The organism is Chromohalobacter sarecensis, assembly GCF_023061135.1.
Classification (GTDB): Bacteria; Pseudomonadota; Gammaproteobacteria; order Pseudomonadales; family Halomonadaceae; genus Chromohalobacter; species Chromohalobacter sarecensis.
The window spans coordinates 383736-395941 of record NZ_JAKGAN010000002.1; the positions used below are offsets into that span (position 1 = coordinate 383736).

General features: G+C 62.9%; 14 protein-coding genes. 4 read left to right on the top strand and 10 right to left on the bottom strand.

Annotated features, from left to right (window positions below; genetic code table 11):
* Positions 1-49: 49 nt before the first annotated feature.
* Both L1071_RS04660 and arsH read right to left on the bottom strand, forming a co-directional pair.
* Complete coding sequence (locus L1071_RS04660) at positions 50-466, bottom strand: arsenate reductase ArsC (RefSeq protein WP_246969290.1); 417 nt, start codon at positions 464-466, stop codon at positions 50-52.
* Positions 467-555: 89 nt separating this feature from the next.
* Positions 556-1266 (bottom strand): arsenical resistance protein ArsH, encoded by a 711-nt coding sequence (gene arsH, locus L1071_RS04665; RefSeq protein WP_246969293.1) that lies wholly within the window; start codon positions 1264-1266, stop codon positions 556-558.
* A 57-nt stretch (positions 1267-1323) separates the two neighbouring features.
* Here arsH and L1071_RS04670 point away from each other — a divergent pair, with 57 nt between their 5' ends.
* Positions 1324-1650: an ArsR/SmtB family transcription factor gene (locus L1071_RS04670; protein WP_246969296.1), complete on the top strand. Its 327-nt coding sequence runs from the start codon at positions 1324-1326 to the stop codon at positions 1648-1650.
* A gap of 31 nt (positions 1651-1681) precedes the next feature.
* Here L1071_RS04670 and L1071_RS04675 read toward each other — a convergent pair whose 3' ends face one another.
* The 4 genes from L1071_RS04675 to L1071_RS04690 form a co-directional block, all read right to left on the bottom strand.
* The gene (locus tag L1071_RS04675) at positions 1682-2353 is read right to left on the bottom strand and encodes an NADPH-dependent FMN reductase (RefSeq protein ID WP_246969299.1); all 672 of its coding nucleotides are present in this window, start codon (positions 2351-2353) and stop codon (positions 1682-1684) included.
* Between the two features lie 31 nt (positions 2354-2384).
* A complete protein-coding gene (locus tag L1071_RS04680; protein WP_246969303.1) occupies positions 2385-3677 on the bottom strand; it encodes an arsenic transporter in 1293 nt (430 codons plus the stop codon).
* A gap of 94 nt (positions 3678-3771) precedes the next feature.
* On the bottom strand, positions 3772-5133 hold the full coding sequence (locus L1071_RS04685) for a TrkH family potassium uptake protein (protein ID WP_246969306.1): 1362 nt from the start codon (positions 5131-5133) through the stop codon (positions 3772-3774).
* 55 nt (positions 5134-5188) lie between these two features.
* On the bottom strand, positions 5189-5845 hold the full coding sequence (locus L1071_RS04690) for a potassium channel family protein (protein ID WP_246969309.1): 657 nt from the start codon (positions 5843-5845) through the stop codon (positions 5189-5191).
* A gap of 206 nt (positions 5846-6051) precedes the next feature.
* Here L1071_RS04690 and L1071_RS04695 point away from each other — a divergent pair, with 206 nt between their 5' ends.
* A complete protein-coding gene (locus L1071_RS04695; protein ID WP_246969312.1) occupies positions 6052-7512 on the top strand; it encodes a sodium-dependent transporter in 1461 nt (486 codons plus the stop codon).
* 84 nt (positions 7513-7596) lie between these two features.
* On the opposite strand, the gene L1071_RS04700 is transcribed toward L1071_RS04695, so the two are convergent.
* Complete coding sequence (locus L1071_RS04700) at positions 7597-8370, bottom strand: SIMPL domain-containing protein (protein ID WP_246969315.1); 774 nt, start codon at positions 8368-8370, stop codon at positions 7597-7599.
* An 89-nt stretch (positions 8371-8459) separates the two neighbouring features.
* Here L1071_RS04700 and L1071_RS04705 point away from each other — a divergent pair, with 89 nt between their 5' ends.
* Positions 8460-9353 carry a cobalamin-binding protein gene (locus L1071_RS04705; protein WP_246969318.1) on the top strand — a complete coding sequence of 298 codons (894 nt, stop codon included), beginning with the start codon at positions 8460-8462 and terminating at the stop codon, positions 9351-9353.
* 9 nt (positions 9354-9362) lie between these two features.
* Here the strand turns inward: L1071_RS04705 and cobO are convergent, their stop codons facing one another.
* Positions 9363-9962, bottom strand: coding sequence for a cob(I)yrinic acid a,c-diamide adenosyltransferase (cobO, locus tag L1071_RS04710; protein WP_246969321.1), 600 nt, complete (start codon positions 9960-9962; stop codon positions 9363-9365).
* Between the two features lie 73 nt (positions 9963-10035).
* Entirely contained in the window at positions 10036-10767 is a 732-nt protein-coding gene (locus L1071_RS04715; RefSeq protein WP_246969326.1) for a ParA family protein, read from the bottom strand.
* Between the two features lie 194 nt (positions 10768-10961).
* Between L1071_RS04715 and L1071_RS04720 the strand changes: the two genes are divergently transcribed.
* Positions 10962-11873, top strand: coding sequence for an oxygenase MpaB family protein (locus L1071_RS04720; protein ID WP_246969328.1), 912 nt, complete (start codon positions 10962-10964; stop codon positions 11871-11873).
* On the opposite strand, the gene L1071_RS04725 is transcribed toward L1071_RS04720, so the two are convergent.
* Positions 11827-12129, bottom strand: a complete 303-nt coding sequence (locus L1071_RS04725) for a hypothetical protein (RefSeq protein ID WP_246969331.1) — start codon at positions 12127-12129, stop codon at positions 11827-11829. The two genes, L1071_RS04720 and L1071_RS04725, sit on opposite strands and share 47 nt — an antisense overlap.
* Positions 12130-12206 lie beyond the last annotated feature (77 nt).

A 12206-nucleotide genomic window follows, 5' to 3' on the forward strand; every position in this document is an offset into this window, starting at 1 on the left:
GTGAGTTACGCGTATACATGGCTGGCCCGGGAGTTAATCGTCCGAGCCTTCACGTTTCCCGTCGCTTGACGTTGAGCCATAGCTGAAGCCGGGTGCGAATCTCCTGCAGTGCCTGGGCGTAGGCATCTTCGCGAGCGCTAAGTCGTGGATCGAGGATATCCCAGAACAGCAGCTCCCCGGCATCGCCGGGCCATTCGCGACACTGTTGCTGAGTTTTCTCGCAGAGGATGATCACGCTGTCGAAGTATTGTCCCGCATACGTCTCCAGCGGCTCGCTGGCCAGTCCATCGCTATTCACGCCGAGTCGATCGAGCGCTTCCAGCGTCGCGCGATGGGGCTGGTCCGGTTCGACACCGGCGCTATAGGCCTCGAAATGCTGTCCGGCCATATGGCGCAGCAGTGCCTCGGCCATGAGCGAGCGGGCGGAGTTGGCATTACACAGAAACAGGACGCGTTGTTTGGCCATGGGGTCGTCCTTTCAATAGATATGGTAAAAATAATGTAATGCCAATGTGTGTCAGTTTGATGAAAGACGCTGCCTTGGCATTCGTGAAGTCACATGGCGCGTTGATTGACCCGTTGCGAGACCTGTTCGGCACTTTCCTTGCGTTCGGAATAGCGGTCGGTCAGGTAGTCACTGCGGTCACGCACCAGCAGCGTGAATTTCATCAACTCCTCCATGACATCGACGATGCGGTCGTAAAGCGGCGAGGGCTGCATGCGGTCTGCGTCGTCGAATTCCAGGAATGCCTTGGGCACCGAGGACTGATTGGGGATGGTGAGCATACGCATCCAGCGACCGAGCACGCGCAATTGATTGACGGTATTGAAGGACTGCGAGCCGCCACACACCTGCATTACCGCCAGGGTCTTGCCCTGTGTTGGGCGTACGCCCCCGAGCGAAAGCGGAATCCAGTCGATCTGTGCCTTCATGATGGCGCTCATCGAGCCGTGACGTTCCGGTGAGCACCACACCATGCCTTCCGACCACTGCGCCAGATCGCGCAACTCCTGCACCTTGGGATGCGTGGCATCCTCGCTGTCGGGAAGTGGTAGATCGCGTGGATCGAATAGCCGTACGTCGGCGCCCATGGCGCGCAGCAAACGGGCGGCTTCCTCGCTGACCAGGCGGCTGAACGAGCGTTCACGCAATGACCCGTAAAGCATCAGGATGCGCGGCGCCTGCGTACTGGGCGGTGTATCGAACAAGTGCTCGGTGGAGGGTACGGCGAAGTGCGTGTCCTCAAGATTGGGAAGATCGTGCATGGGGGCCTCCTGTATGGGATAGTCGGGGATCAACGTCACTTCAATTGTTGTGCAATCATGGAAACCAACGACGCGCTCAAGGCGCTCTCGGCGCTGGCGCAGCGCACGCGCCTGGCGATTTTCCGTTATCTGGTCGGTGTCGGCCCCGACGGTGCCTTTGCCGGCGATATCGCCGAGGCGCTGGAAGTATCGCCCTCGACGCTCTCCTTTCATCTCAAGGAGTTGTCCCATGCCGGCCTGGTGCATGGCGAATCGCATGGCCGCCATGTGCATTACCGTGCCGATTTCTCGCACATGCGCGGGCTGGTTGATTACTTGACCGCACATTGCTGCGATGACCAGCCTGAGCAGTGCCGCTTGCCTGACGACACGGGGCGCTGCTGAACTGCTGCTTCATGCGACTGACGTACGGCGATCAATGTCCCTCGTCGGGAGCGTTGCGCTGAGCCGGCGTCCGCGTGAAGTTTTCGATGATGGCATGCGGGTCCACCGCCTCGCGCTGTGCATGGGCCGCTTCGGCCCACCATAAAAGCTGGGTCGTGGCGCGTCCGAAATACCCTTTCCAGCGTTCGGTGTCCTGCTCGAGTGCCGGCGTGCCGTCCGCCTGGAATACCTCGCCCGCCTTGGGAATATGCAGCATCGCGGACACCGGTAGACAACCCAGTTCGGAAAGAAAGCTGCGCATGGCCACTGCCGCGCGAACGCCACCCCATTGGCCGCCGGAATAGGTCACGATCAGGCTGGGCTTGTAGGCGAACAGCGAGCTGCCGAAATGATTGAGCAGATGCGCGAGGGCAGGACTCATGCCGTGGTTGTATTCGGGGCTGACCATGATGTAGCCGTCGGCCTGGCGAATCTTGTCGGCGAGCTGGTCCAGCGACTCGGGCGCCTGGCGCTGGGCATAGGCGAAGTGCGGTTTGAACACCGTGCCGAGATCGATGTCGAGCGGGTCGATGATCTCGACCTCATGATCGGCATGCGCCAGCTCGACGTAGCGACGGCAGGCCTGGGCTACGCGCTCGCCGACCCGGGGTGGCTTGGGCGGCTGGCTGTCGCGTGTCGAGCCGAGAAAGATCAGAAATTTCATGTCTACCTCCGAGAAATACGGCGCTCGCGTGTCAGGCGTTGAGCAGTTGTAGCCAGGCGGTCAGTGCCAATAGCGTGAGCGTCAATACCGGCACGGTGAGTACGATGCCGACCCTGAAATAGTAGCCCCAACTGATCTGCATACCCTTGCGTGCTAGCACATGCAGCCAGAGCAGGGTGGCCAGGCTGCCGATGGGGGTGATCTTGGGCCCCAGGTCGCTGCCGATGACATTGGCGTAGACCATCGCCTGCTGGGTTAGATCGGCCACATCGCTGGCATCGATCGACAGCGCCACGACCAGCACCGTGGGCATGTTGTTCATCACCGAAGATAGCCCTGCGGCGATGAAGCCGGTCCCCAGTGTGGCGATCCATGGGCCATGCCCACCTAGCCATTCCAGTCCGCCGGCGATCATGTCGGTCAGGCCGGCATTGCGTAGCCCATAGACCACCAGGTACATGCCCAGCGAGAACACCACGATGTTCCAGGGCGCCTCGCGCAATACCTTGCGGGTGCGGATATGCTGGCCGCGTTGGGCGATGACGAAGAGAATCAGCGCGCCGATGGCGGCGATCACACAGACTGGCACGCCCAGCGGTTCAGCGACGAAAAAGCCGATCAGCAAGAGCCCCAGCACCCACCAGCCGGCCTTGAACACTGCCGGGTCGCGGATCGCTTCGCGGGGTGCGCGCAGATCCTCGAGGGCGTAGGCGTCGGGGATGGCGCGGCGGAAGAACAGGTACAGCATGCCCAGCGATGCCAGCACCGAGACGACATTGACCACCACCATGACCTTGGCGTATTCGCCGAAGCCGATCTCGAAATAGTCCGCCGAGACGATGTTGACCAGATTGGAGACGACCAACGGCAGGCTGGCGGTATCGGCGATGAATCCGGCCGCCATGACGAAGGCTAGGGTGGCGCCGGCACTGAACCCTAGGGCGATGAGCATTTCGAAAACGATGGGGGTGAGAATCAGCGCCGCGCCGTCATTGGCGAAGACGGCGGCCACCAGCGCGCCGAGCAGGATCACCAGGGCGAAGAGACGATTGCCGCGGCCGTTGCCCCAGCGCCCGATGTGCAGTGCCGACCACTCGAAGAAACCGGCCTCGTCGAGGAGCAGGCTGGTGATGATGATGGCGATGAAGGTAAAGGTCGCGTTCCAGACGATATCCCAGACGGCGGGGATATCCTCGAGATGGATGACGCCGGTGAGCAGGGCGACCAGGGCGCCGGCGCTTGCGCTCCAGCCAATGCCCAGGCCGCGTGGCTGCCAGATGACCAGGACGAGCGTGACGATGAAGATGGGAAGGGCGAGTGGCATGTTGTGTCCCAGTCGTAAAGTGGGTTGTGATGTTTCTATATTTAAATAATTATCGAAATGTTGCAAGCCCCCAGGCTATTGGTGCCAGCTCCCATCAGCCGATCTGGATATGCCCCTCGGCATAGCGCATGCCACCGGTGCGCCGTGTGGCGAGGAAATAGCCCAACGACAGCGGCCCGACACGCCCCAGAATCATGGTCAGGATGAGCATCCACTGACCGGGGCTCGAGAGTTCTTCGGTGATGCCGCGTGACAGTCCCACGGTACCGAACGCCGAGACGCTCTCGAAGGCCAGGTCGAGAAACGCCTGGCGGCTATCGGTGATGGTCAGCACCAGCAGCGTCACGAACACCAGCGAGACCCCGGCGAGTGCTACAGCGATGGCTTTCATCACGGTCTGCTGAGCGATGGCGCGCCCGAAAGCTGCGGGTTGCGTGCCGCGCAGGAAGGCGCGAGCCACCAGGATGAGCACGATGAAGGTGGTGAGCTTGATCCCGCTGGCGGTGGAACTTGCGCCGCCGCCGATGAACATCAGCAGCATGGTGAGCAGCGACGAGGCATCGGTCATGGCGGCGGTGTCCACGCTGTTGAAGCCTGCCGTGCGCGGTGTCACGGCCTGGAACCAGGCGGCCTGAAGTTTGTCGCCGAGGCTTTCCAACCCGCCCAGCGTGGCGGGGTTGTGCCACTCGAGGCACCCCAGCGCCAGCATGGCGACGAGATTGACGGCCAGGGTGGCGCAAATCACCACCTTGGTCTGCATCGAGAAGCGGCCCCAACGGCGCTTCTCGCGTATATCGCTGATCACCACGAAGCCCAGCCCACCGACGATGAACAGCGCGCTGACGACAAGCGTCACCAGCGGGTTGCCGGCGTCACGCGTCAGGCTATCGGGCCACAGCGAGAAGCCGGCGTTGTTGAACGCGGACACGGCATGAAACAGGCTCGCCCAGAGCCCTCGCGACCAACCCAGCTCCGGCACCCAGTGCAGCGCCAGCAACGCGGTGCCCAGCGCCTCGACCACCAGGGCGAAGGCGACCACCATGCGTATCAGTTGCGAGAGCGCGCCGAACGAGGTTTCACCGAGCGCCTCGCGCACCAGCGTTTGCTGCTGCAAGGGGAGACGCGCGCCGAGCAAAAGCAGCGTCAGTGCGCCGAAGGTCATGAAACCCAGCCCGCCGATCTGGATCAGCACCAACAGGATGACCTGACCCAGCGCCGTGAAACTGCTGGTGTCCATGACCGCCAAGCCGGTGACGGTAACCGCCGAGGTCGCCGTGAACAGCGCCTGATGCCAGGCGAGTGGCTGCGTTGCGGCCCCTGGCAGCATCAACAACCCGCTGCCCAGTAAGCACAATAGGGTAAAACCCAGCAGCAGGGATTCCGGCGGGGAGAGTCGCAGCACGCGACCGTGCGGCGCATGCCGGAACGGACGCGTTAGACGCTTCCAGAGACGCATGCTCAGCGCTCTCCCGGGATGCCGAATGCACAGACGCGGTGGGGTGATGCGCTGATCATAGTTTGTTGCCGAGCTCGCGCAGGGCGGCGAGATCGCCCAGCAGCACGAGATGATCGCCGCAGACGAGGGCGGTGTCGTGCCCCGGGGCGCGAATCACCTCGTCGCCGCGCTTGATGGCCACCAATTGGAGCGCACGTTCGTCGATCCCCAGGTGGGCGACGGTCTCGCATTGCGCGGTGAGGCGCTCGGTGGTTTCGATTTCGACGACGAATTCGCGTTCGCCGAGACGAATGAAATCGACCATGGCATGATAATTGAGGCTTTCGGCGACGCGGACACCGGTATCGTGCTCGGGATAGACGATGTGGTCCGCGCCGAGGCGGTCGAGCAGTTTGTAGTGGGCGTCGGAGTGCGCCTTGGCCCATATCTCGCGTGCCCCGAGTTCCTTGGCATGCAGCGTGCAGATCACGCTGGCCTCGAGATTGCCGTCGACGTCGATAATCACGGCGTCGTAATTCTCGAGGGAAAGTTCGGCGAGGGATTTTTCGTCGGTGACATCGGCGATCACGGCATGATCGAGATACTCGGCCAGTGCATCGACACGCGCCTCGTCGCGGTCGACGCCGAGCACCTGGTTGTCGTGGCGCTTGAGTTCGCGCGCCACCGTGCTGCCGAAATAGCCGAGACCCAGGATGGCGAATTGGCGAGACATGCGACCTCCTTGGCTGTCGCTCCTTGCCGCCACGCGCAGGCGGCGTTGCGTGGGCAGCTTCGCATATGCCGGGGCCAGGCTCCAGCGTACTCGATACGGGCATGGCGCGTGGTTCGCGAAATGCCAACGGAAAACGGTAGAATCTCGCGGTGGCAAGTGCTCGCGCCGCGCTGCATGAACCACAACAATAACCCTTCAGGTGAACCATGACGGCAAGACAGCAACCCAAAAATCTTTGGATCGGCCGCTGGGGCTTCGTGCTGGCGGCGACAGGCTCGGCGGTGGGCCTGGGCAATATCTGGAAGTTTCCCTACATGACCGGGGAGTACGGCGGCGGCGCCTTCGTGCTCGTCTATTTGGCCTGCATCCTGTGTATCGGTATCCCCGCGATGATGACCGAGATCGCCTTCGGGCGGCGCGGACGCGGCAGTCCCATCGACGCGGTCAAGCGTGTGGCGCAGGAATCTGGACGCGGTAAGATCTGGTCCGGCTTCGGTTGGATGTCGATGCTCGCTGGGTTCATGATCCTGTCGTTCTACGTGGTCGTCGCCGGGTGGTCGCTGGCCTATCTGTGGAAGGCGCTCAGTGGCGGCTTGCAAGGCGGTAGTGTCGACGACATGGCGGCCATCTTCGGGGCCAACAACGCCAATCCGCTGAGCCTGGGCGCATGGAGCACCCTGGTCACGGTGGTGACTATGTGCATCGTCGGCAAAGGGGTACAGGAAGGCATCGAACGCAACATGCGCTGGATGATGCCGGGCATGGTGCTGTTGCTGCTGGTAATGATCGTCTATGCCATGTTCTCGGGCGGTTTCGGCGAGGCGGTGACGTTCCTGTTTTCCTTCGAGGTTGGCAAGCTGTCGAGTGCGGGGCTGCTGGCGGCGATGGGGCATGCGTTCTTCACGCTGTCACTGTCGGCGGGGGCGATCATGGCCTACGGCGCGTACCTGCCCGATAACAAGTCAATCGCCCGGACGACGTTCACCGTGGCGATCTGCGACACGCTGATTGCGTTGATGGCGGGGCTGGCGATCTTCCCGGCGATTTTCGCCAACGGTATGGACCCGGCCAGCGGCCCGGGGTTGATCTTCATGAGTCTGCCTCTGGCATTCCAGCAGATGCCGATGGGAAGTGTACTGCAGGTCATCTTCTTCGTGATGCTCAGCGTGGCGGCGCTGACCTCGGCGGTATCGATGATCGAGGCCACCGTGGCCTGGTTGACCGAGCGCAAGGGTATGAGCCGCAAGGCGGCGGCCTGGAGCAGTGGCATCGTTCTCTGGTTGCTGAGCACCTTGGCCATGCTGTCGTTCAATCTAGGCGCCGATTGGACCCTCGCCGGCAAGAACTTCTTCGATTGGCTCGACTACCTGACCTCGCGGTGGATGATGCCGCTGGGCGGTTTGGGCCTCTGCCTGATGGCCGGCTTCCTGCTCCGCGATGAGATCTTCCGCGACGAGCTGCGTCTCGCCAGGTGGCAACATGCGTTGTGGTTGTTGATGGTGCGCTATGTCAGCCCGCTGGGGATCGTGCTGATCTTTATCGATGCGCTGGGCGTGATGAGCATCGATATCGGCAGCCAATGGCCGTGGTTTCTCGCGGCGCTGGTGGTGATCACCGTACTCGGTGAAATGCTGAGCCCGCGCGTGAAGCAACAGTTCACTGGCTGAACGCAGCCCAGCAAGAACGTCTTGCATCCATGCAGAAGCCCGGCCAAGGCCGGGCTTCTGCATGTCGGAATCGACGTGGTCGAATTAGTCCTCGATTTCCCAGGTGACATTGACCCCGGCATCGATGGCGATTTCTCCGGCGCGGTATTCCGGCGCTGACTTGGCGTCGGCGGACTCGGCGCGCATCATCATGCTACGCGGTGTGTAGGTGGGGGGCTGCGTTTCCTCGACATTGACCACATCGCCGAGACCGACCTCGAGCGTGTCGGCCATCAGTTGTGCCTTTTGTTTGGCGCGCTCGAGGGCCTTCGACAGCGCCTTGTCGGTGGCTGCGTCGCGGTCCTTCAGGTCGTATTCGACGCCATCCAGGGCATCCACGCCGGCGGCGGTCAGCGCATCGAGGATGCTCGGCAAGCGCTCGAGGTCGCGGATCGTGACACTCACAGGACGCTCGACCTGGGTGCGCACCTGATCTTCCGCGTCGTCGTCCTGCTGTGAGCGCGAGATGATCTCGGGGCGAACATTGAGCGAGCCGGCTTGAATGTCGCGGCTCTCCACGCCGGCGTCTTCCAGGGCGTGAATCAAATCGCCCGTACGTGATTCCAGTTGCTCGCGCGCATCGCCGAGGGCTTGGTCGTCGCCGTCGTCTTCGCTGCGTGCCACGGCGGGTGTGCGTTCCCACAAGCGTGCGTTGAGGCGCGCCATGTCCGGAGCCACGTCGAGACTCGACTGTGCCTGTACGTGAAGCTCATGCGATGTCTTGGGGCCGGGCTTGGCCTGGGCCTGGGGTACGGCGACCAGCAACGCGCCGAGCAGCGCCGTCGCCATTAAGGGAAGGCGAATATCCTTGCGCATCATGCAAACCTCCTGTGGCTATTGAGAAACTGAGCCGCCGCCAAGGCGAGCGACTCATGCGAGCATGCTATCCTGCGCGCCCGAGAGTGGCTATGGGAGTCGTGAGATTGCGTCGTATTTGCTTGTTTCTTGCATACCTGCTGACGATGACCGCGCTGTTATCGCCGGGTACGGCATTGGCGGCGCTGGAGGTGACCGACGATGCTGGTAACACGGTCACGCTCGAAGCCCCCGCCGAGCGTGTCGTGGCGTTGGCACCGCATATCGTGGAAATGCTCTATGCGGTAGAAGCCGGCGAACGGCTGGTGGGAGTGCTGCAGGGCAGCGATTATCCCCAGGCGGCCAAGCAGGTACCCCGCGTGGGCAGTTATCGCGGCATCCCGCTGGAGGCCATTATGTCGCGCGACCCGGATCTTGTCGTGACCTGGCGCAGCGGCACGCCGCGTAGCGTGGTCGAGCGTCTCGAGGCGCTCGGCGTGCCGGTCTACGCAAGCGAGCCACGCCGGCTCGACGACGTGGCCGAGGATCTGCGCGACCTGGGGCGACTCACCGGCCACGCGCAGGCGGCGGAGCGCGCGGCCGATGCATTCGAGTCACGTCTCGCCGCATCGCGGCAAACGCTCAAGGAAACGCCGCGCGTGTTCTATCAATTGGGACGCGAGCCCCTGACCACGCTGGGTGATGGGCATATCATCACCCAGGCGATCCGCAATTGCGGGGGAGAACCGTTGTTCGCCGAGCGCTCGGTGCTGGTGCCCGAGATCGGGCGTGAAGCGCTGATCGAGGCGCGGCCCGAGGTGATTCTCTCGGCTGCGCGCAACGATGATTGGCAGCGCGCCTGGCAAGGCCAAGACTGGTTGCCGGCGGTGCGCGATGGCCACCTCTACACCCTCGACCCCGATCCCATCAGCCGTCCCGGTCCACGCCTCGCGGAGGGCGTCGAGCAGGTCTGCCAGGCTCTCGAACGGGCGACCCAGTCGTCTTGAACGGGCCGCTCAGTAGTCGATGCCGCGGCGTGCCTGGACCCCATCATTGAAGGCGTGGCGCACTTCCTGCATCTCGGTGACGGTATCGGCCATGTCGAGCAGTTCGCGATGGGCATTGCGCCCGGTGATGATCACCGTCTGCTCGGTGGGCCGGTTGGCGATCGCTTCGCGAACCGTGGCGATGTCGAGATAGCCGAACTTGAGCATATAGGTGATTTCGTCGAGCAGCACGAGATAGACCTCGGGGTCGCTCAGCAGGCGTTGGGCGTCTGCCCACACGGCCTGGCAGGCCTGAGTGTCCGACTCACGGTTCTGGGTTTCCCAGGTGAAGCCGGTGGCCATGATATGCACGCTCAGGTTGGGATCGCTCTCGAGGCGTTCGCGCTCGCCGCATTCCCACATGCCTTTGATGAACTGCACCACGCCGGTCCGATAGCCGTAGCCGAGGGCGCGGGTGACGGTGCCCCAGGCGGCGGTGGTCTTGCCTTTCCCGTTGCCGGTAAAAACCAGCAACAGACCGCGCTGTTCGGTGGCGGCGGCGACTTTCTCGTCGACATGCGACTTGAGGTTGCGCATGGCATTGCGATGGCGGGACTGGCGGTCGGTCATGAGATGTTCCTGGATAAAAGAGGGAACGTAACGCGCCTCAGGCCTACACCACAACGTTGCAGACGCACGTGGTTTACAGGCGCTGTTCGAGCTCTCGCCACAGGCTACGATAAGCACGGGCCGCAGGGGAGGAACGTGCGAACTGCGTGATTGGCGCGCGCTCGAGCCCCATGCGCTCGACGGCACTGGCATTGGGGATGGTCGTGGTCAGCATGAGTGGCCAGTCCTGGTTCAGCGTGGCCATGACCTCGAGATGGAGTTTCTTGCGGCGATCGGCGAGCGTGAAAAAGGGCCAGACCGGACAAGAATGGTCGGTCTCGTCGAGGTGCTCGCGGAGTTGTTCCAGGGTACGCAGCGAGAGCGTAGTGGGTACGGTGGGCACCAGCAGGGCGTCGGCGCTCGAGAAAACATGCTCGGAAAGCGTGGAAATGCTCGGCGGGCAGTCGAGTATCACCAGGTCGTAATCGTCGTGTACCGGCTTGAGGATCTTGCGTAGTCGGCTGAGCTTGCGCCCCTCGAGCAGGTGGTCCATCTCCCGCGAGCCGAACGACGCCGGCAGCAGATCGAGATCGGGGAGCTCGCTGGTACGAATGACCTTGTCGAATGAGGCCTTGCCCTGGACGAGCTTGTCCACGCCGCCGCGTACTTTGGGTTTAACGCGTAGATAGAAGGTGGTGGCCGCTTGTGGGTCGAGATCCCAGAGCAATACGCGATGCCCGGCTTGGCTCGCCAGCGCGGCCAGGTTGACGGCGGAGGCGGTCTTGCCCACGCCGCCTTTAATACTGTAGATGGCTAGCATTTTCATCACGATTTCTCCCGGGCAATGGCGCGTGGGGCACGGTGACAGCCAGTTGTGACATTCATGTGTCAGCCAAACGCTTCATCGACGATTGTGCCAGCGATCCGTCAGCACATAACACGCTATCATGGGTACCCCTTCATTGTGTGATGATCGTCAGGCATCGAGGGATGTGCAACCCTGAGGCGCAGGAGGCGGCGGTGGAAGTACTGAGGCGGCGTATCGAGCGCCAGATCATGGGCGTGACCGGCATGGCGCTGGGCGATATCGATTATGAGCACCCACCGGGTGACCCCGGCTTGTTCGGGCCGCAGAGCGTGTGCTGGCGCGTGCATAGCGATTTCACCTCGATGCTGTGCGGCGGCATCAGCTCGCTGATGTTGCAGATGCTGCATCCGCTGGCGCTGGCCGGGGTGTGGGATCATTCCAACTTTCGCGATGACATGCTCGGCCGGTTGCGTCGCACCAGCCAGTTCATCGCCGCGACCACCTTCGCCTCCACGGCGGACGCCGAGCGTCTCATCGAGCGGGTCCGGCGTATCCACGACGAAGTGGCGGGCACCACACCCGATGGTCGGCCCTATGCTGCCAACGATCCGGACTTGCTGACCTGGGTGCATGTCGCCGAGATCAGTCGCTTTCTCGCCGCGCATCTGCGTTATCGCAATCCTGAGCTGAGCGTTGCCGACCAGGACCGTTACTACGCCGAAGTGGCGCGTATCGCCGAGGCTCTGGGCGCGCGTGATGTGCCGCGCACACGCGGCGATACCGATGCCTATCTCGAGGCGATGCGTCCTCAGCTTTGTTTCGATGCGCGCACCGCCGAGGTCTTTAGACTGCTGATCGGGGCGCCGGCCCCACACCCGTTGGCGCGGCCGCTAGTGGCGCTGACGATGCGCGCCGGTGTCGACTTGCTACCGTTTTGGGCAGCCGAGATGGCGCACCGCGACATGCCGCGCTGGCAGCGTCATACGGTGCGGGCGGGCGTGCATCGGCTGGTACCGATCATGCGTTGGTCGGTGCGCAATGGCGCCTCGAGCCGTGCCCGGCGACGCGTCGCCGGGGCTACGACGACGGCGGCTGGGTCACCGACGGAGGATGGCCGTACTTGACCTCGAATTGCTCGGTCATCTCCTGACAGCGTTCTTCGGTGGTGTGCCGTTGGCGATCGCTCATCTCCGGCGACGCCATCGACTGCCAGCATTGTGCGATGCCGCGTTCCTCGCTGGCTTGATCTTCCGGGGTCGCGCCCTGGCTGATGAAATAGATGATGACGGCGTAGACCGCCACGATGAAGGCGATGGCGCCGACGATCAGGCCCAGGCAGCCTTTGCGACTGGCGCGGCGGGGAGAGGATGTATCTTTCACGGCGGGCTCTTTCTGCGTCGATTGAATGCGTCCCGAGAGTATAACAAAGCAGGGCCCGGTGGCGGGGCGGCGCAATG